This window comes from Hyphomonas sp. BRH_c22 (assembly GCF_000961795.1).
Classification (GTDB): domain Bacteria; phylum Pseudomonadota; class Alphaproteobacteria; order Caulobacterales; family Hyphomonadaceae; genus Hyphomonas.
This window is the reverse complement of sequence record NZ_LADU01000120.1, coordinates 1-19,212: the sequence shown is the minus strand read 5'-3', so window position 1 is coordinate 19,212 and position 19,212 is coordinate 1. Positions and strand designations below refer to the sequence as shown.

General features: G+C 63.1%; 23 protein-coding genes. 8 read left to right on the top strand and 15 right to left on the bottom strand.

Annotated features, from left to right (window positions below):
- The 7 genes from radC (at position 1) to rnhA (ending at position 6,358) form a co-directional block, all read left to right on the top strand.
- Entirely contained in the window at positions 1-702 is a 702-nt protein-coding gene (radC, locus tag VR74_RS16975) for a DNA repair protein RadC (RefSeq protein WP_045698779.1), read from the top strand.
- A gap of 103 nt (positions 703-805) precedes the next feature.
- Positions 806-2,299 carry an MFS transporter gene (locus VR74_RS16970; protein ID WP_045698777.1) on the top strand — a complete coding sequence of 498 codons (1,494 nt, stop codon included), beginning with the start codon at positions 806-808 and terminating at the stop codon, positions 2,297-2,299.
- A gap of 54 nt (positions 2,300-2,353) precedes the next feature.
- Complete coding sequence (locus tag VR74_RS16965) at positions 2,354-3,835, top strand: MFS transporter (RefSeq protein ID WP_045698775.1); 1,482 nt, start codon at positions 2,354-2,356, stop codon at positions 3,833-3,835.
- A 9-nt stretch (positions 3,836-3,844) separates the two neighbouring features.
- A complete protein-coding gene (thrB, locus tag VR74_RS16960; RefSeq protein WP_045698773.1) occupies positions 3,845-4,822 on the top strand; it encodes a homoserine kinase in 978 nt (325 codons plus the stop codon).
- A complete protein-coding gene (locus VR74_RS16955) occupies positions 4,819-5,310 on the top strand; it encodes a hypothetical protein (RefSeq protein ID WP_045698771.1) in 492 nt (163 codons plus the stop codon). The genes thrB and VR74_RS16955 overlap by 4 nt, the downstream gene beginning before the upstream one ends.
- Positions 5,307-5,879: a hypothetical protein gene (locus tag VR74_RS16950; RefSeq protein ID WP_045698769.1), complete on the top strand. Its 573-nt coding sequence runs from the start codon at positions 5,307-5,309 to the stop codon at positions 5,877-5,879. Before VR74_RS16955 ends, VR74_RS16950 begins: the two co-directional genes overlap by 4 nt.
- Positions 5,880-5,917: 38 nt before the next feature.
- Entirely contained in the window at positions 5,918-6,358 is a 441-nt protein-coding gene (gene rnhA, locus VR74_RS16945) for a ribonuclease HI (RefSeq protein WP_045698767.1), read from the top strand.
- Here the strand turns inward: rnhA and mnmH are convergent.
- Positions 6,355-7,407, bottom strand: coding sequence for a tRNA 2-selenouridine(34) synthase MnmH (gene mnmH / locus VR74_RS16940; RefSeq protein WP_045698766.1), 1,053 nt, complete (start codon positions 7,405-7,407; stop codon positions 6,355-6,357). The genes rnhA and mnmH overlap by 4 nt on opposite strands.
- A gap of 82 nt (positions 7,408-7,489) precedes the next feature.
- Between mnmH and selD the strand changes: the two genes are divergently transcribed.
- Positions 7,490-8,542 carry a selenide, water dikinase SelD gene (gene selD, locus VR74_RS16935; RefSeq protein WP_045698764.1) on the top strand — a complete coding sequence of 351 codons (1,053 nt, stop codon included), beginning with the start codon at positions 7,490-7,492 and terminating at the stop codon, positions 8,540-8,542.
- A 21-nt stretch (positions 8,543-8,563) separates the two neighbouring features.
- Here the strand turns inward: selD and VR74_RS16930 are convergent, their stop codons facing one another.
- From VR74_RS16930 to VR74_RS16865, 14 genes are all read right to left on the bottom strand, one after another.
- Positions 8,564-9,787 (bottom strand): patatin-like phospholipase family protein, encoded by a 1,224-nt coding sequence (locus tag VR74_RS16930; protein WP_299950986.1) that lies wholly within the window; start codon positions 9,785-9,787, stop codon positions 8,564-8,566.
- Between the two features lie 133 nt (positions 9,788-9,920).
- Entirely contained in the window at positions 9,921-10,634 is a 714-nt protein-coding gene (gene ctrA, locus VR74_RS16925) for a response regulator transcription factor CtrA (protein ID WP_045698762.1), read from the bottom strand.
- A gap of 135 nt (positions 10,635-10,769) precedes the next feature.
- The gene (locus VR74_RS16920; RefSeq protein ID WP_299950983.1) at positions 10,770-11,600 is read right to left on the bottom strand and encodes an AAA family ATPase; all 831 of its coding nucleotides are present in this window, start codon (positions 11,598-11,600) and stop codon (positions 10,770-10,772) included.
- A 13-nt stretch (positions 11,601-11,613) separates the two neighbouring features.
- The gene (locus VR74_RS16915) at positions 11,614-12,624 is read right to left on the bottom strand and encodes a flagellar biosynthesis protein FlhF (RefSeq protein ID WP_045698758.1); all 1,011 of its coding nucleotides are present in this window, start codon (positions 12,622-12,624) and stop codon (positions 11,614-11,616) included.
- 206 nt (positions 12,625-12,830) lie between these two features.
- Positions 12,831-13,094, bottom strand: coding sequence for a flagellar motor switch protein FliN (fliN, locus tag VR74_RS16910; RefSeq protein ID WP_045698757.1), 264 nt, complete (start codon positions 13,092-13,094; stop codon positions 12,831-12,833).
- A gap of 61 nt (positions 13,095-13,155) precedes the next feature.
- The gene (locus tag VR74_RS16905) at positions 13,156-13,533 is read right to left on the bottom strand and encodes a hypothetical protein (protein WP_045698756.1); all 378 of its coding nucleotides are present in this window, start codon (positions 13,531-13,533) and stop codon (positions 13,156-13,158) included.
- The gene (locus tag VR74_RS16900) at positions 13,530-14,468 is read right to left on the bottom strand and encodes a FliG C-terminal domain-containing protein (RefSeq protein WP_045698755.1); all 939 of its coding nucleotides are present in this window, start codon (positions 14,466-14,468) and stop codon (positions 13,530-13,532) included. Before VR74_RS16900 ends, VR74_RS16905 begins: the two co-directional genes overlap by 4 nt.
- A complete protein-coding gene (locus VR74_RS16895) occupies positions 14,465-15,148 on the bottom strand; it encodes a hypothetical protein (RefSeq protein ID WP_299950980.1) in 684 nt (227 codons plus the stop codon). The genes VR74_RS16900 and VR74_RS16895 overlap by 4 nt, the downstream gene beginning before the upstream one ends.
- A gap of 106 nt (positions 15,149-15,254) precedes the next feature.
- On the bottom strand, positions 15,255-15,527 hold the full coding sequence (locus tag VR74_RS16890) for a DUF1153 domain-containing protein (protein WP_045698752.1): 273 nt from the start codon (positions 15,525-15,527) through the stop codon (positions 15,255-15,257).
- A gap of 203 nt (positions 15,528-15,730) precedes the next feature.
- Complete coding sequence (locus VR74_RS16885) at positions 15,731-16,813, bottom strand: phosphotransferase (RefSeq protein WP_045698750.1); 1,083 nt, start codon at positions 16,811-16,813, stop codon at positions 15,731-15,733.
- A 5-nt stretch (positions 16,814-16,818) separates the two neighbouring features.
- Positions 16,819-17,463 carry a hypothetical protein gene (locus tag VR74_RS16880; protein WP_045698748.1) on the bottom strand — a complete coding sequence of 215 codons (645 nt, stop codon included), beginning with the start codon at positions 17,461-17,463 and terminating at the stop codon, positions 16,819-16,821.
- A 13-nt stretch (positions 17,464-17,476) separates the two neighbouring features.
- The gene (gene proC / locus VR74_RS16875; RefSeq protein ID WP_045698746.1) at positions 17,477-18,283 is read right to left on the bottom strand and encodes a pyrroline-5-carboxylate reductase; all 807 of its coding nucleotides are present in this window, start codon (positions 18,281-18,283) and stop codon (positions 17,477-17,479) included.
- Between the two features lie 25 nt (positions 18,284-18,308).
- Complete coding sequence (locus VR74_RS16870) at positions 18,309-18,812, bottom strand: YbjN domain-containing protein (protein WP_045698744.1); 504 nt, start codon at positions 18,810-18,812, stop codon at positions 18,309-18,311.
- A gap of 111 nt (positions 18,813-18,923) precedes the next feature.
- Complete coding sequence (locus tag VR74_RS16865; protein WP_045698741.1) at positions 18,924-19,193, bottom strand: accessory factor UbiK family protein; 270 nt, start codon at positions 19,191-19,193, stop codon at positions 18,924-18,926.
- Positions 19,194-19,212 lie beyond the last annotated feature (19 nt).

Genomic DNA, 19,212 nt, shown 5'->3' with positions numbered 1-19,212 from the left:
ATGCCGGGGGCCGACGGCCAACCCGACACGAAACCGCACTGGCAGGGCCATCGCGAGCGGTTGCGCGGCAAACTGCTGTCGCGCGGAGCGGGCGCCCTGGAAGACTACGAAATACTGGAAGTCATTCTAATGGCTTTCATTCCCCGCCGTGACGTCAAACCGATTGCCAAAGCCTTGATGGCGCGTTTCGGCAGTCTTTCCGGCGTCTTCGCGGCCCCCGGCGCCGACCTGATCAAGGTGGATGGTATCGGCGAAACCGTCGCGGCCTATCTCAAGGCCGTGGCGGAGATCCAGTCTCGTGCGGCGCGGGAGGAAATTCGCCGGCGGCCCGCCATCTCGTCCTGGTCAGCCCTTATCGATTATGTCCGCATCGAGTTGCAGCACGAAAAGCGCGAGCAATTCCCTGTCCTGTTTCTTGATCGCAAGAACCAGTTCATCGCTGACGAGGTGATGGGGCACGGCACGGTCGATCATGCCCCGGTCTATCCGCGTGAAATCACCCGGCGGGCACTTGAATTACAGGCCTCCAGCCTGATCCTGGTGCACAATCACCCCTCTGGCGACATGACACCGTCGCGCGCCGATATCGACATGACCCGCGAAATCATCGACGTGCTGGATCCCTTTGACATTACAGTTCATGATCACCTGATCGCCGGAACCAGCGGCGTCACGAGCTTCCGCACGGCTAGCCTGATCTGACAATGACGTCGCGATAAGACTTGCAGATGACCGGCGGGCCGCTACCGTGTGGAATTGCAAACGCGCCGTCAGAGTGCGATAATTCCAGGGAGGCTGACAGCGCATGACCGACACCACCGCGGCCAAGACCGTTACGCAGGGTCAACTGACCGGGTACGGGTCAAAGGGCTATCGCTCCTATGTCCTGATCGCGCTGATGCTGATCTACACGCTCAATTTCATCGACCGGACGCTGATCTCCGTCGTTGCCCAGCCGATCATCAACACATTCAGTCTGAATGACACCCAGTGGGGCCTCCTGTCCGGTCCGCCCTTCGCCCTGTTCTACGCGCTGATGGGCATTCCGATTGCCATGTGGGCGGATCGCAGCAACCGGGTCATGGTGATCGCGGTTTGCGTCATCGTCTGGTCGATCATGACAGCCCTGTGCGGGATGGCGACGGCCTTTATCTGGCTCCTGATCTTCCGCGTCGGCGTTGCTATCGGTGAGGCTGGCTGCACGCCGCCAGCCAATTCAATCATCACGGATTACTACCCACCCAAAAGTCGCGCGAATGCCATAGGCATCTATTCCATGGGCGTGACGATCGGAGGCGTCCTTGCGCAGCTTTTCGGAGGTACGATAGCGTCGATCAAAGGCGCCGATTTCGGCGCCTGGATCGATTCCATCGGTCTTGGTTTCCTGTTCTCCGGCATGGACTGGACGAATGTTGAAGGCTGGCGAATCGCCTTTGTCGTGATCGGCGCCCCCGGCGTAATCATCGCGCTGATCCTATGGCTCACGATCAAGGAACCGCCGCGTGGCTATTCCGATCCGCCAGACGCCGACCCGACCCGCAAGACACCTTTTTTCGAAGCGTTTCAGGAATTCGGCCGCAAGCCCACCTTCTGGTGGCTCGCCCTCGGCGCGGCCCTTGTGGCCTTTGTCGGCTACGGCCTGATTAGTTTCCAGGCGCCCTTCCTGCAGCGCGTGCATGGCATCGGTGTGCGTGAAGCCGCCATCATGTATGGCGCGCCGCTCGCTGCATTTGCCGCTTTGGGTACTTTCGTCGGGGGCTTCCTCTCGGAAAAGCTCAGCGGGCGCTATCCGGCCGTCGTGGCCTGGCTGCCGTCCGTGGGCCTGCTTGTTGCCGTCCCGGCTTACATCGCCGCCTTCTTCAGCCCCACGCTTCTCATGGCTTTCATCCTCTGGGCCATCGCGGCCGTCGGACACTATGCCTATCTCGGAGCGCAGTATTCGGTGGGCACGGGCATTGTCAGCCCGCGCTCGCGTGCCACCACGATCGCCGTCCTGCTTCTCATCATCAGCCTTATCGGCAATGGCATCGGGCCGCTGTTTGTGGGCGCCATGAGTGACTTCTTCATGGCCCGCGAAATCGGCCTGTCGGGCTATGGCGACCTGGCCGCAGCCTTCGATCCCAAGATGTGCGGCGCCCAGATGCTGGAACTCGGCGAGGCTGGCCCGGCCCTCTGCGCGGCCTATGGTGATGGCCTGCGCCAGTCCATGGCGGCCACCGTACTCGTCTTCATCGCTGCGTCGGCCTGCTACTACATGGCCAGCCGGACCTACCTGCGCGACCGCTATAACCCCGACTGATCCTGTTGCTAAGGCCTCCGGCCATCGTACCAAACGTAGAGAGAGTGACCCTGAATGAGCCATTCGCCGCCTGACGCAATCATCGCAGCCCCCAATTCCGGCTTTGGGACGAAAGGCTACCGCTCTTACGTGCTGGGCGCCCTTCTGATCGTCTATATCTTCAACTTCATCGACCGCACGATCATCAATATCCTGACCGAGCCGATCAAGGCGTCGTTCGGGCTTGAAGACTGGCAGATGGGCCTTCTGGGCGGTCCGGCATTCGCGGTCCTGTACACCTTCCTCGGCATTCCGATTGCGCGTTTCTCGGAGCGACACAATCGTGTCTGGATCATCGCCGGTGCCGTGTTCCTCTGGAGCCTGATGACGGCGCTTTGCGGCTTTGCCACCTCATTCCTCATGCTGTTCCTGTTCCGCGTCGGTGTCAGCATTGGTGAAGCTGGCTGCACGCCGCCCGCCAACTCGCTGATTGCCGACTATTACGATCCCCGCAACCGCTCGACCGCTGTGTCCATCTACGCGCTTGGCGTGCCGCTCGGTGGCATGTTTGCGGCGATTTTTGGCGGCTTCATCGCGGGCAATATAACCGGCGACAATGCCGAGGCCCTCTTCCGCGCATGGGGCTGGACCTTCGCCGTCAATGCCGTGGACTGGAGCCAGATCGAAGGCTGGCGCATTGCGTTCGTCCTTGTCGGACTGCCCGGCGTGCTCATCTCGCTGATTGTGAAATTGACGGTCAAGGAACCTTCGCGCGGCCATTCCGATCCGATTGCCCTGCAAGGCATGGCCAAAGCCGGTTTCGGAGAGGCCTTCAGGGTTCTCCTGAGCAAGCCGACCTACTGGCACATCACAATCGGGGCGACGATCGCCTCCTTTGTCGGCTATGGCGTTGGCCAGTTCACCACATCCTTCCTGATCCGAACGCACGGGTTGACGATCCAGCAGGCGTCCCTGCTGTTCGGCATCATTCTGGGCCTCATGGCGGCTATCGGCGTATTCACATCCGGCTACCTGGCGGACAAGGTGGCCAAGCGTCACCCGACAGCTCTCTCGTGGATTCCTGCGCTGGGCATGCTCTTCTCGGTGCCATTTTATCTGATCGGCTATTCCGCCAGCAACCTCTGGATCGCCATGCCGCCCCTGATGGTCGCAGCGATGATCCACTATTTCTACCTTGGCCCGATGTACGCCGTGGCCGGCGGTGTCGTCGACAGCCGGATGCGCGCAACGGCTGTGGCAATCACGCTGTTCGTGGTCAACCTGCTCGGCTATGGCCTTGGGCCACCGGTCATTGGCATCCTGTCCTCCTTCCTAAAGACCGTCGTCCTCTCTGGGGCGGATCTCGGGCTGACGCTGGATGCCTGCAAGGCGGTGGCGGAACTTAACGCCGATGAACTGGCCGCCTGCTCCAACGCTGATGCCAAGGGCCTGCAATGGTCCATCCTGATCTTCAGCTGCGGCTATGCCTGGGCGGCGCTTCACTACTTGCTGGCAGGCAAGACGTTGTTGCGTGACATGCTCGCCAAGGCCAGCTAATCCGGCCTGATGGCTGTTTATACTCAGGTTTCGGACGACGCGCTCGCCGCGTTCCTCGCTGAATATACCCTCGGCAATCCCCTTTCCTTCAAGGGGATTGCCGAGGGTGTAGAGAATTCGAACTATTATCTCGAGACAGAGACAGGGCGTTATATTCTCACCCTGTTCGAAAAGCGGGTGAACGCAGACGACCTGCCCTATTTCGTCGCCCTGAAGCAGCATCTTGCCGCCAAGGGCTTCCCCTGCCCATCGCCCATCGCGGCGCGGGACGGATCGGCACTGCGCACCCTGGAAGGCCGCCCGGCACTGATCGTCTCCTTCCTCGAGGGCCTTTCGCCACGCAGGCCGAACGTCACCCAATGCCGCGAGCTTGGCGCCGGTATGGCGCGGATGCACCTGGCGCTCGCAGATTTCGATTTGGTGCGGGAGAACGGCCTCGGCCCGGCAGCCTGGCCGCGCCTCTGGGCCGGCCACGAAGCGGACGCCGATGGGCTGCAGCCCGGCCTGGCTGATGCCATTGCCGCCGACCTCTCCGAAATCGCCGCTGCGAAGCCGCAAGCGCTTGGCCTGCCGCGGGGCACGATCCATGCTGACCTGTTCCCGGATAATGCATTCTTCCTCGGGGACCGTTTTTCCGGGGCCATCGACTTCTACTTCGCCTGCACCGATGCCCTCGCCTACGACCTGGCCGTCTGCCTCAATGCCTGGGCCTTCGAGGATGGCGGCGGGGCCTCGCTCGACTTCAATTTTTCGAAGGGTGCGGCCCTGATTGCAGGCTATGAAAGCGTGCGCCCCTTGGAGCCGTCCGAACGCGAAGCGCTGCCCGTTCTGGCGCGCGGCGCGGCGCTGCGCTTCTTCCTCACCCGGCTTGCCGACTGGTCGTCAACGCCCGCCGGTGCCCTTGTAAAGCCCAAAAACCCCCTCGAATATGCCGGACGCCTGGCGTTTCATCGCAAGGTGAACACAGCGAAAGGCTATGGCGCTTGAATGGCAACCGGAACCACCTGATCCAGCTGATCTTCGCCACCCTGTTTGCGCCTGCCGTGGCTGCTGCGGTCTCTGCTGCCCTGCTGGCCATGGCGATTGCACCGGAATTCGTCTTTCAGGTTGAGGTGAATTCGGCCGAATACCGGCCGGCGACGCTGCGGGAGATCGCAACCAGCCTCGTCGGCTTCGGCTTCATTGGCGCGGCCATGGGCGCTGTGCTGGGATGGCCTGCAATGGTGATCGCAGGGCTGCCGGCCCACCGCTGGCTGGTTCGCAAAGGCAGAACCGGCGGGCTGACCTACAGCCTGTTCGGCGTCGCTGTAGGGACCATCACCATGCTCGTCTATTTCGCGGCCACTGGCAGCTGGCGTCATCCGCTCGGCTTGCTTGCAGCCTGGCCGCTTCTGCTCGCAGGCCCCGTGACCGGATTGCTCGCCGCTGGCCTTTTCTGGCTGATCCGGCGCCCTGACAAGACCGCGATCACATGATGGAACCTTCGGTCCCCGAGGCTGACGCCCCCTTGCCCAGCTACGCCGGCCCGGTTCAGACACGCCGCTTCAAACGGATCAAGACAGGCCTGCTGCTCGCGTCTCTGGCCGCCTGCCTCGGCGTGACGCTGCTGGGCGCCGTGTTCACTGGCCTTTTGTCGATGATGGCGGGCCTTTTCGGCGCCTCGGTGAATTCAGGACTCCGGGGCAGCGACGGTCTCCTGAGCGGCATGTATGGCGGCATGCAGCTGGCGACCTATAATTTCATCCTGTTCTTCATCACCGTGCCTGCCGCCTGGCTGGCGCTGGGCCTGTCCATCGGGCGCCTTCCCTATCGCGGTATCGTGCAGCGCCGGCCCTATACCCGCTGGGGCAGCATCTGGGGCGCGATCCTTGTCGGCGGCACGACCGGCGGGTTCGGCCTGATTGGCGGCGTGACGAGCGGCCTCGGCGCCTTGCTTTCAGGCGGGATGATCGGCGCCATCGCAGGGGCAGGCTGCGGGCTGCTCTTCCACGCCATCGTAAAACCGGCCAACCAGCTGTCCGATGTGGACGTGAGCGTCTTCTGACGCTTGACGGTGCGGGCAAAGTTCATCACCTGAGACCCATGACAGACAAGATCGAAATCTGGACCGATGGCGCGTGCAGCGGCAATCCCGGCCCCGGCGGCTGGGGTGCCTTGCTCATCGCGGGTGACAAACGCAAGGAATTGTTCGGCGGCGACAGGCAGACGACCAATAACCGCATGGAAATGGTGGCGGCGATCGAAGCGCTCAATGCCGTCAAGAAGCCGTCAAAGATCACGCTGCATGTCGATTCCACCTATGTGAAAGACGGCCTGACAAAATGGATCACGGGCTGGAAGCGCAATGGCTGGAAGACTGCAGCGAAGAAGCCGGTCAAGAACCAGGATCTGTGGCAGGCGCTCGACGAGGCCTGCCAGCGCCACGAGATAACCTGGAAATGGGTGAAGGGTCATGCCGGCGACCCCGGCAACGAGCGCGCTGACGAACTTGCCCGGATGGGCACGGAAGCGGCACGCGGTTAAGCCTGCGCGAGAATGGCCTTCGCCGCGGCGGCTATATCGTCCGCAGACAAAGCTGGCAGTTCGATGATCTGAACGGGTTTGTCTTCGCGCCGCTTGCGGCTGCGGGCGTACAGCGGATCATAGTGTTCCAGCATCAGGCCTTCCGCCAGTTTGCGGTGCTCACCCGCATCCGCCAGCGCCTGCCACTCGGCAAGCGTCTCCTTGGCATGAAACGGCTTCAGCAGGGCCAGCGCGCGCGCTACGCTGCCGCGATCATTGACTGCGTCGCCATAGGCCGTGACGAGGAATTCGCTTCGTACGGAGGCCGAGGCATGGATCTCGACCCGTTTCGCCGCCAGCATCTCATGCCACAAGCGCCGTGGAACACGGCGCACGCCAACCCGCGCGGATTCAGCTTCGACAAAGATCGGGCGCGACAGGTCAAACCGCCGCAACTGGTCCCAGATATGGGTCTCGAACAGGCGCTGGGCCGGCTGTGGCAGGTCATCAAAGCCACCGAAGGCCGATCCCCGGTGATTAGCGAGGCCTTCAAGATCAATCACTTGGCCGCCCTGGTCTTGAAGCGCCTGGAGAATGGCCGTCTTGCCGCTGCCTGTCGGGCCGTCGATCAGGACAATCGGCAAGGGCGACGTGTCGCCGTCCAACCCCTCGACCACGTCCCGCCGCCATGTCCTGTAGCCGCCCTTGACCAGTCCAACCGGCCAGCCGACGGAGGACAGGATCGTCGCCATCGCATTGGATCGCATGCCCCCGCGCCAGCAATAGATGAGCGGCCGCCAGCCGCGCGGCATGTCGGCCAGCGCGGATTCAAGGTGCCCGGCAATATTGCGCGCGACGATGGCGCCGCCGACGCGATTGGCGCGAAATGGGCTCTCCTGCTTGTAGATCGTGCCGACCCTGGCGCGTTCGGCATTGCTCAGCACAGGCAGGTTGATCGCACCGGGCATATGGTCGTCCGCAAACTCGGCAGGCGAGCGCACATCGATGATGGCATCGAAGCGCGACAGGGATTCGGGGCCAAGGTCCGTAACGGTTTCAAGATAGGGCATCGGCGCCACGCTTAGCAGGTTTTCATTGCCTCGCCAGAGGCCTGCGCGCTAAGCCCCCCTGTGACACACAAGGACCACACCCATGCCCGACACCTTGACCGAGCCCCTCCTAACCTCGCTTGCCCATGGCGGCGGGTGCGGGTGCAAGCTCGCGCCAAACGTGCTGGCGGACATTCTGAGCGAAATGCCACTAGCGATCGGCAATCCGGATCTGATCGTTGATGCGGCGACGAGCGATGATGCGGCTGTCTACCGGGTGAACGAGACCACCGCACTGGTCGCCACGACCGACTTTTTCACGCCGATTGTCGATGACCCGCACACATTCGGACGCATCGCGGCAACCAACGCCCTGTCGGATGTCTTTGCGATGGGGGCGAAGCCGATTTTCTGCCTGGCCATCGTGGGCATGCCGATTGGCAAGATTTCCAACGCGACCATACGGGCCATTCTCGCAGGCGGGCAATCTGTAGCGGAAACTGCAGGTGCGCCGATTGCCGGCGGGCATTCCATTGACGCCGCCGAGCCGATCTACGGCCTTGTCGCGCTTGGACTGGTGCATCCGGACAGGATGCTGCTGAACTCAGGCGCGCGGGCCGGAGACGTGCTGATCCTCGGCAAGCCGCTGGGCGTTGGCATCTACAGCGCGGCGCTGAAGCGCGGAATCATTGAGGATTCCGACTATGCCGAAATGATAGCCTCAACCACGCGGCTCAACACGCCGGGCACCGATCTGGCTGGCATTGGCGGCGTGCATGCCGCGACGGATGTGACGGGGTTCGGGCTGTTGGGACACCTGTCGGAGATGTGCCGTGGCGCGGGGGTGAGCGGGGTGATCGATGGGGGTCTGGTCCCCGTGTTCGGGGGGGCACGACGCCTCGCCGAGGCGGGCGTGAAGACCGGCGCGTCGGGCCGCAACTGGGACTCGGTCAAATCTGCCGTCACGCTGGAGCGCCAGTTGTCCGACGCAGATCTCGACATCCTGTGCGACCCGCAAACCAGCGGTGGCCTGCTTGTCTCATGCGCACCGGACGCTGTCGATCAGGTGCTGGACGTCTTCGCGAAGCACGGTCATGCAGGTGCCGCCGTGATCGGGCGCATGGAGGCCGGGACCGCCAGCATACGCGTCGTCTGACGCCTATTCCGTCTCGGCCTGTCAGTCAGGTTCTGGCGGCGCGGCGCCATCACCGCAGTCTGTTTCAGACCCCTCAACGCCACCGCGCCGGGCGAGCGCGTCCTGGATGTCGAGCCACAGGCGGTCACTGGCGGCGCAGGCGCGCGCAAAATCGAACAGGTTGCGCATGGTGCCTGTTTCGAAATCAAGCGACCCTGCAAATGGCATCGTTGCCGGAATGCTCGCAAGTTTGAGGTTCATGCCATGCTGCGACGCGAAGGACGCGGTCAGCGCCAGCTCGGTACGGGCCATGTGCATCAGCACGACGGAAAAGCCCCGCATCGTGATGGGCACCGTGCTCACAGGCGTCGCCCGCGGCAGGGTTCCGAGCTGGCCATTGATAATGACGTAGATGTTGACGTCTTCCAGAACGTCCATTTTCTCGCCGGTCACGAAAGCGGCATGTGGCGCGATGAAGAAGGGCACCGTGGTGCCGCCGTCGACGTGCATCTCCTGATAGGTGCCGCTGGCCGCATCGACATCGAACATGACCGGCGGGAAGACACCCGGCACGCTCGAAGACGCCACGAGCACATTCACAAACAGCTGCCGCGCCGATTCGCCGCCGCGACTGGCGATGGCGCCCAGATCCCAGATCACGGTCTCTTCGCTGTCGAGATTGGTCGTTGCGGCGAGCAGCATTCGCCCGTCTGCCGCTTCCCTGGCAACCGCATCGACAAGTTCCAGGGTGACGAAATGATCAATCAGGCGGCGCAGCGACGCGTCATCGAACACGCCGACGCGGAACACGGTACCGATACCCGGCCGGCCGATGATGTCGGCACTCATGCCGCCGGTATAGGCCTCGGTCAGTTCGTCATCCCATTCCGGTCCGAGAAAGGCGAATGGCGCGATCAGGGCGCCCGTGCTGACACCCGTCACGATCTCGAATTCGGGCCGCTTGCCGGACTGGGTCAGGCCGACGATTGCACCGGCACCAAATGCCCCGCCGGCGCCGCCGCCCGACAGGGCAAGAATATCGATGGCATCATCGCCGGAGCGGGCCTCCAGACGCTCAAGCGTGTTCCCCGTGCGTGCCAGGAATTCCGCATTGTCCGAGCCGGACATGCGCACGTCCGGTGCAAACCCGGCGATATAGGCGTGCGCGGACAGATCCAGGACCGGGGCGTCGCCGCGCACCAGCGTGACACAGCCACCAAGCATGAGCACGGCTACGAGGAGGCTTGCAGTCCGGATCTTCGTCATAGGTTCCCCTGCCCGTGGCACACAAGCTTTACCGGCATCCTGATACTGCGGGAAGCCGGACATCTGCTTTGGATACGAAAAAGCCCGGCCTTGATGGCCGGGCTTTTGAAAAACGCGAACAGTTTGAAGCGCTTCAGGCGGCTTCTTCGATTTCGTTGGCTTTGGAGCTCGGGCGAGGATCACGCAGCACGTAACCACGGCCCCAGACGGTTTCAATATAGTGCTGGCCGCCGGTTGCCTGCTGCAGCTTCTTGCGAAGCTTGCAGATGAACACGTCTATGATCTTCAGCTCAGGCTCGTCCATACCGCCATAGAGGTGGTTGAGGAACATTTCCTTGGTGAGCGTCGTGCCTTTGCGCAGGGAAAGCAGCTCGAACATCTGGTATTCCTTGCCGGTCAGGTGGACGCGCTCGTCATCCACTTCGACCGTCTTGGCATCCAGGTTGACCAGGATTTCGCCGGTGCGGATCACGCTTTCAGCATGTCCCTTGGAACGGCGCACGATGGCCGTGATGCGGGCAATCAGCTCGTCCTTGTTGAACGGCTTGGTGAGATAGTCATCGGCGCCATAGCCGAGCGTTTTCACTTTGGCCTCGATGTCAGGATTGCCCGACAGGATCATCACAGGCGTGTTCACACGGCCCATGCGCAGCTGCTTGAGAACTTCATAGCCTGAGATGTCCGGCAGCGACAGGTCGAGCACGATCATGTCGTACTCATAAACCTTGCCAAGATCGACGCCTTCTTCACCCAGGTCGGTCGTGTAGATGTTGAAGCCAGCGGCTTTCAGCATCAGTTCGATGGAACGCGCTACAGCGCTATCGTCTTCAATTAGTAGGACGCGCATGGCTCGTCTCCCGAATCATTCATACGACCAACCTAGTCGCTTTGTGTAACCTTGTGAATCCTACAGGCCGTTTCTTTAACGAAGGTTAACGGCGAGTAGGCTCGACCTCAAATAATTCCACTTTCTTCACACTGATTAATAGCCAAGCTCTGCCGCGGGGGCATTGCCTATCAGCATCTGGGAGATGGCGATCGCATCCTGGATCGGCTGTGCTTGCTGATCCGTCGAGATCAGCGTCTTCTGGCAACGAATTGCGTCCCGCACCTTGGGGTCGCGCATGACGATGCCCGCAAGGTGTGGACGGAATCCGAGGAAAGTCTGGCAGGCACGGGCGATGGCCTCATAGGTGCGCTGGCCACCTGCGCGTGTGTCCGCCTGGTTGATGCAGATGACCGGCTCAACATTAGGTGCATATCCGCGCAGCACCTTGATGAAGGCATAGGCGTCGGTCATCGAGGTTGGCTCGTCGGTGATGACCATCAGCGCCTTGTCGGCGGCACGGGCCAGGCGCATGCAATTGGCTTCGATACCCGCGCCAAGGTCGAGAACGACCTGATCGTATTGCAGGGCGAGCGCAGAAAGACCGGCCGCAAGGCGGGCCACTTCCTCTGGCGGCAATTCAGCCAGCGCACCCGAGCCGGAACGGCCCGGCAGCACGTCAAAGCCGCCACCCGCCGCACCGCCATCAATCGGCGTTACGGCGTCATCAAGTTCGACCCATCCGGCGATAACCGCCGCAAGATCGGTTTCCGGTGCGATGCCGAGCTGGACGTCGACATTGGCGAGGCCAAGGTCGCCATCAACCAGCAGCGTGCGCTTGCCAGCCTGGGCAAAGGCGCTGGCGAGGGTGATCGCCATGAATGTCTTGCCGACGCCGCCCTTGCCACTGGCAATAGCGATAATCGACGCGGGGGCGACACGCGGCGTTGGGCGCGCCTGCGGTCGGTCCTGAGATTTTCGAAGCATGAAACTCATAGGGCTACGCGGCTCCTTTCATGGCGATGACATCGCCGGGGGCGTCTTCCATTAATAGGGCGGCCAGGCGCGAGGGCGCAGCCGGAACCAGACCGCCGCCTATGAAGGGCGTAACGGCCAGATGCGAAAAGGCGATGCCTGCGGATGACAGTGCAGCAATCGCGCCTCCGCGGCGCCGGACAACGTCCAGCTTGGTCAGGACGGCGCGCTTGACGCCGGCCCGTGCGAAAGATTTTGCGGCTTCAGCCTGGTCTTCGGGATGTCCCTCGGCCGACATGACGAGCACTGGCTCGGCCCGAATAGCCGCGACAAGATCCTGAAGGCTGGCTATGTCATCATCGTCAAACGGGTTGATGGCCGGCAGGTCGATAACGCAGCGACGGTTCGCTTCGCGCAGCATGCGCAGCGTGTCGAACAGGCTTTCGGGCGTATCGACGACCCGGATCTGGTCCTGCTCGAGTTCGAGATAGGCTGCGAGCTGGGCACCGCCAGCCGTTCCGTCGAGATCAGCCGCGATCGGCATCACTTCGGCGCGCGCAACAGCCGCGCGGCGGGTCAGCTTCGCAGCCGTGGCCGTGCGCCCATGTCCGGGCGGTCCGACGAGTATGATATCGCGGTCGAGGCGCGGCAGGATCGGATCGCACGCCACCAGGCGCGAAATGCCCTCGGCAATCGCATCTTCGGGGTCTGTGAACTGGACGCCGGAACGGCCGGCGCTTTCGGCAGCCACGCGGTCAGCGAATCGCTGCGGGGCGCCATGCCACAGCAGCGCATCGCGCACACGGCTGAAGAGAGGGTTTTCGATGCCGCGGCCGTGCGTATTGCCACGGGCTTCGCGCAGGAAGAGGGGCTCGTTCGGCACCATGCCGCCGCCCATCTTGTCGGTTGCGGCGCGCACTTCCACGCCACCGTCAATCTCGCGTTCTGAAAGGATTACAGCGTCAGAGCCCATTTCGGCGAATATCATCGCCTTGGCGGCCTCGAAGGACTCGGCTGCGAACATCTTCATGCGCATATGGGCGGCATCCTCGTAACTTCTTGACCTTCCCGCGCAGCCCTCACCACGTGACAAGTCGGTTCATGTCGAAGGCCAGTTAGCACTCGAAATGGTTAACAACTTCCTTTTTTGCATTAGGATTTGCCTAATGTGACAGCCAATTAACGAAGGGATGGCACACGCCCGAGCGGCGCTTTTCAAACCATTGTTTTTGCTGGAGAAGCCTAGGCAGCCGCCCGTTCATCGACGATTTCGGACAGGGTCACACCCAGCTGGCCGTCGGCGATGACAAGGCGTCCGCGCGCCATCAGCCTGTCGGAAACGTAAATATCGATGGTCTCATTGGTGCGCCGCTCGAGTGCAACGACCTCACCCGGTGACAGCGCCATCAGGTCCTCGATCGGCATGCGCACCTCGCCCAGCACGATGTCGACGCGAACAGGCACGTCCATCAGTGATTTCTTCAGGGCGGGGTTGGCGGGCTGCATGAGCGATCAATCCTGTGTTCTTACGCAGGCGTAGAATGTTGCGAGTGTGCGTGTCAAATCCTTAACGCTCGGCAAACAGGTCGCCCTGGCCGTCGATGATCCGCTGGGCCGTCGCATTGATCAGGTCCAGCGACGCCGCAATGTCGAGCCCCTCATAGGCGCCGGCTTCCAGATGCCTTGCAAGAATCACAAGATCGGCCAGCGCGTCATTCAGCTTCAGTGTGACCGCCTGCAGGCGCTCGTCGCTCTGGATTGATTCGAGCCGCGCGGCTTCGGCAAGTCCCTCGGAGCGAGCCTCCGACAGGAGTCGTGCCAGCTCCGGGCCGGTCAGCGTCAACTGCCCATCAGCGGGGTCGGCTGGCTGTTCCGGCGCAGGCGGCAGCGTGAAATCGCTGCGAAACTCAAAGGACTGCACTGATTTGACGGCCCGCTGGGTCATTCGACCAGATCCTCGTCTTCAATCGTGCCACCGGGGCGGATATCGCCCTTTTCAATCAGCTTGCGGGCCAGTGCGACCAGTTCCTGGCGGGCGGCTTCGACGTCGCTGCGGCGCACCGCGCCATGAGCGGCGATCTCTTCGCGCAGCAGTTCGCCGGCGCGGCGGGTCATGTTGGCGAAGAAGGCGGCAGCGGTCTGCTCGCGTGCACCCTTGAGGGCCGTGACCAGTGTGGCGCGGGCGCCCGCCGACAGCAGTGTCTGCAAGCCTGCCGCATCCAGGCGGGCGAGGTCATCGAAGGTGAACATGAGCGCGCGGACCTTTTCACCCGCACCCGGTTCCGCGTTTTCGAGAGCCGCCAGGAAAGTCTTCTCGGACTGGCTGTCGAGACTGTCGAAAATCCGGGCAACGCGCTCGTGGCCACCCTTGCTGCCGCTGCCAAGGAGGCCGTCGAGACGGGCTGCAATCTGGGCTTCGAGGCTGGCGCAGGCGGCCGGATGGACCTGTTCGATGTGCAGCAGGCGATGCATCGCATCAATCGCCGTGCGCGGCTTGAGGGCGCGCAGCAGGCGAGCCGAGGCTTCGCCGCTCAGCTGGGACAAGATAAAGGCAATGGTCTGGGGATGCTCGCCAGCGACCAGGGCCGCGAGTGTTTTGGTGTCGATGGCCGAAAGGCGCGACCAGACGGAACCTGTCGTCGTCGCTGCAGGTTTGAGACGGCGGTGCGCATCCACAAAGCGGCTGGCCGCTTCGGATTCGCCGTCCATGCTGTCGCCGAGGGCGTCCATCGCCTGGGTCAGAGCGCGGGCCTCCTGCGGGTCGAGTTCGGCCCAGATACCGGCCGCTTCGGGTCCGAGGGCACGCATGAGGCGGGCCGAGCGGGCAAGACCGTCAGAAACGGTAACAGATCCGGCAGGAACGATGGCCAGCGCGCTCATGCGGCATCCGTCCGGTTATTCATCCAGCCACGCAGGATCTCGGCCGCGCGGGCGGGATCCTTGCGGGCCAGTTCGGCGGCGTCACCGGTGGGCAGCGGTGGGCGGGCGGTGCGCACGGGCGTGGGGGCGTGGGGGCGATCGCGGTCGGCTGTGGGTGAGAGGGTGCGCAGGGGCGCCTCTTCGACGGTTTCGAAGACCATGTCATCACGCGGCACGAAAGCGAGCCAGCCGAGCAGGCCGGCTAGCAGGGCCAGGAAGGACAATTCGCCAAAGGCGGCCGCGTCAGGACGCCCGGGCGCGCCCTTGGCAAAGGTGGCCTGCTGCATCACGAACAGGTCGCCCGCAGCCACATCGAGGCGCGCAGCGGCGGTGACTAGGTTCTCGATGGTCGATGCCTGGGCGCTGGCGGGCGCGTCGAGCAGGACGAGGACGGTCCGCCCGCCGGTTGCCGAAGTGTTGACGCTGATACGGGCATTGCCGGGTCCGGCGACGGGCTCGATCACGTTCATCAAGGACGCCTCGAGCGGCGTCGCGGTCGCGGGGAGCGCATTGTCTGAGGTCAGCAGCGCGCTGCCGCGCCATGCCAGCAGGCCAAGGGCGATCACAAACGCCGCCAGCGCGAGTGCCCTCGGTGAGGGTCCCGCGCCGGGATTGAGATTGCCGGATTTGCCTGCCATCAACCACTCCTGATTTCCCCGGCTAACCGGAGTCCAGTTGTGGTGATAGCCGCCTGCCCGTAAATTTGTGTTTAACGGGAAGGGTTTCGGTAATCAGGCTGCCGTGTGGCTAGCGACGGTATTTCTGGAGCCGCGTCGTGCGCAGGCCCTTCACACCGTGACGGGAATACAGCTTTTCCCAGCCTTCGTATTCTTCATCCGTCAGGTTGTAGCGGTCACACGCTGCCTTGCGCGACAGCAAGCCACCCGAGACGGCTGCGACAACTTCCGCCTTGCGGCGGGTCACCCAGCGCGAGATGCCGGGCGATGGCAGGTCTGCCAGTGTGAGCATCTGGCCATCCGGGCCTTTGACGCTCGTCAGATTTGCGTTCTGCGTATCCATAATCACACACCATTCGTTTCGGTAATGCCTGACCCAACTTCTTCGAGCCCTCAGGTCACAGATGTACACGAGTGGTTTTAAGCTGAGGCATAAGCAGACGTGTGAGTTTCGCCCCCCGCGTTAGGACGATCTTCGGAAACCTGTCCCGCACCGGGACAAATCGCCGATTCTGCCGAATGTGCTGCAGATTGCATTAAAAAAGTTCAGGTCAGAAGGACCAGCGCATCATTGTCACGCGCCTGCGCGGCATGCCTGCGGAGCATGGTGAGGAACATCTCGTCGCCGCGTTCTGTCTGCTTCACCAGCATCGCGGCACCGAAGGCGACAGACATGCCATAGAAGCAATACCAGCGGTAATGTTCGTAGAGCTCGTCGAAGCCATAACCAGTGACGCCGGCCTCGACGAGACGCGCATGGTAATAGCGCAGCAGCGCCTTTTCATGCTTCGGGCGCTCCTCGCGCGTCAGTCCGGCGCCGATGAAATAGGCGACATCATTGGCCGGGGCGCCCCTGGCAGCGGTCTGCCAGTCCACCAGCGCAATCGGCTTCGGCGCGCCCGGCTTGCCGAACAGCATGTTGTCGAGGCGGAAATCATTGTGCGTCAGCGCGAAGGGCCCAAGTTGCGCTTCGCCCCAGCGCGGCAGGGCGGCGGCATAGGCATCGCCCACTTCGATGACATCCGAGGTCAGCTGCGCCGCGTAGCGCTGCTTGAAACCCGTCCAGAGCCCGGCAACCTGTTCGGTCGTCAGCACGGGCGGCGGCGAGGCCGCCGTGCCCTGGAGCCAGTCGTGCTGATCGAGGCTCTCATCTTCCCAATAGGCAGCATGCAGGACGGCCGCTGCGGCGAGGGCCAGCTCAGCCTCTGCCACAGAGCATCCCTTGAGCTGGTCGCCCTGTTCGGATGGCGCCATATCTTCCATGATCAGGGCGAACCGGTTCGTCGCCGGGTCATAGTCCGTGTAATAGGCCGCCGGTGTGATCTTGCCCGCCACTTTCGGGAAGGTGCGGTAGAACATCACTTCGCGCCTGTAATGGCCGAGCATGGCAGCGGTGGCGAGACTGGCCTCGCTGGCTGACGGGAACTTGCCGACCAGCGTGGCAGGCGCCTCGCCGCCCTGGTGGGCATAGTCGAATACGAACCGGACATTCTCACCGATCTGGCCCGTGCCGATCGACTTGGCCGTCAGGCCCCTGACTTCGGCATCGATGCCGATCGTGTCGAACAGGTCATTGAACCATGCTGGTGTCAGTTCCAGCGGGTTGCCGTCGAGTCCCGGACGGGTCATGCAGTCTACTCCCTTGTGGCACCGTTTTCCGGTGCACCGTTTTCTTGTCCTGGTTCCTGTTTGGGCGCGGCGGACTTGCCCGTGAAGCGAGAGACCCAGTCCATGCGCTCCTCAGCCGCCCGCAATGATTTGTCGAGCGCCGCCATGGTGAGCGCGAAGTCGCCGCTTGTTTCCTTGCGCCAGGCGCGCTCTGTGCGGGCGATCACAAAGGCGATGGCCAGCACTTTCAGGCTGAGCGGCGCACCGCTGTCATCATCAAGCCCGGCAGACGCGAGCGCCCAACGGGCCGAAGCCGCGCGGACTGCCGGCAGGCGCAGGAGGATCGATGGCTGGGTTTCGCGATAGCGCAGCAGCGACTTCAGGCCGGCGCGATGGTTTTCCATGGCCTCGAAGCGGAGCATGATGACTTCAAACAGGCGCTCGCGCGGCAGGTCGTCACTGGCGATGGCCTCAGCGGACATGGCGCGGTCGAAATACGCATCGGCGGCATCGGCCAGCGTTTCGCGTGTCGCGACGCCGTGAAAATCATTCAAGGTCAGTCCCGCCTTCGCGGCGATCTCTCCAAGCGTGAGTTCGGACCAGGGCTTGGTGGCGGCAAGATCGAGGGCGGCGAGCAGTCCCTGCTCGATAATACTGTTGGTAGGCGCCATGACCTCTCCTGCGTCAGTCCTTTTGACGAGAGAGGTCCCTTTCGCGGTTCGCAGCGGCGCGCAGGGCCTTTCTCATCAGGATGGGCATCCCACCTTCATCCATGAGGATGTCAAGGGCGGCCTGCGTGGTGCCGCCGGGTGAAGTGACGGCTTTCCGCAGGGCGTCCGGGGCGTCTCCCGTGGATGCCATCAGGGCAGCTGCGCCTTCGACGGTTCGGCGGGCCAGACGGGCCGACAGATCGGCTGGCAGGCCTTCGGCCTCTCCGGCCATGGCCATCACTTCGGCCAGCAGGAAGACATAGGCCGGACCGCAACCGGAAACTCCTGCGGCCGCCGGGATGAGCTTCTCGTCGATCGGGCCTTCCACGACTCCCAACGGCAGGAGCAGTCCCGTGGCGGCATCAATATCGGCCGGATCAGCGCCTGGCGGTGCCGCAATGACGGTCACGCCCTGTCCGATGGCGCCCGGCGTGTTGGGCATGGCCCGCACGACACGGCTGGATGCGAATGAGGCTGCCAGTTGCTTCAGCAGAATACCGGCCATGACGGACAGGACGAGCGTGTCCGGCCCGATAAAAGGTGACGTGTCTTCGATGGTGGACGCGAAGACTTGCGGCTTCACGGACAGCACGACGATATCCGCTGGTTTAGGTGCCGGGTTGAGCACCACCCTGCCCGCAGACGCCCACCCGGATACTACCTCGGATGGCGACGGATCGACGATGATGATGGGCGACCCGGTGCCAGCGCCGAGCCAGCCGCGCACGAGGGCAGCGCCCATGCGTCCGGCGCCGATCAGGGCAATGGTCGGTGCAGGCATTCCGGTGCTCTCCGTGGAGGCGGTGTCAGGCTTCGCCGTGGGTTTCGAACATCACCGCTTCGATGGCTTCGCGCGGTGACTTGCCAGCCCAGATGAGGAAATTGAACGCAGGCACGAACCGGTCCGCCGCGCTGATCGAGGCCGCAATCGCGGCGCGCGCTTCACCAGGCGAGACCTCGTCGCGGTCAAGCATGGAGAAAGTGTAGCGGAAGATGATAACACCTTCGTCGGCCCAGTAATCGAAATGGCCGAGCCAGAGGCGTTCGTTTGCCATCATGATGAGTTCGGCAATCGCCGCGCGGCGCGCCGCGACGGGCTTCACGTCGAGGGTCATCGAAAAATGGATGGCCGACGGATCGGGGCGATAGGCAAACAGGGCGCCCATGTCGCCCCACTTGGTTTCGGCAACGGCCTGGATCGTGCCGTCCTCATCGCGATCATACTGCCAGCCAGCCGTTTCGAGGGCTTCTTCGACCCGTTCGAGCGGATCTGGCAGGTCGATCTCGGCGCGGGAGAGATCAAGGCTCATGGGGTTCCCCTTTCAGTCTCTCGTGCACGGTGCAGGATTCGCACGAGGAGGCCAAGGGCCACTAAGCAAGCGAGCAGGCGCGCGTCCACCCGGTTCTGCAGACTTTACGCCTTATTCCGCAGCTTTTGCCTTTTTGGGTTTCGCCGCAGCTTCCAGTGTTTCGACACGTGCTTCCAGCGCCTCGACGCGCTCAAGCGCGGCTGTGGCGAGGGCTTTCAGGGCCTCGACCTCGTCGCGGCCGGCAAGGTCCATGTCGGCGATCAGGGCACGCACGCGCGACTGGGCGGCGGTCTTCGCCTCCTCGCCTGCGGCGCGGGCCGCGCCCATTGCGCCAGTCATCAGACCGGCAATGTCATCGAGCAGTGGATTTGTGTTCGCCATGAGGCTACTCCTTCGCGCG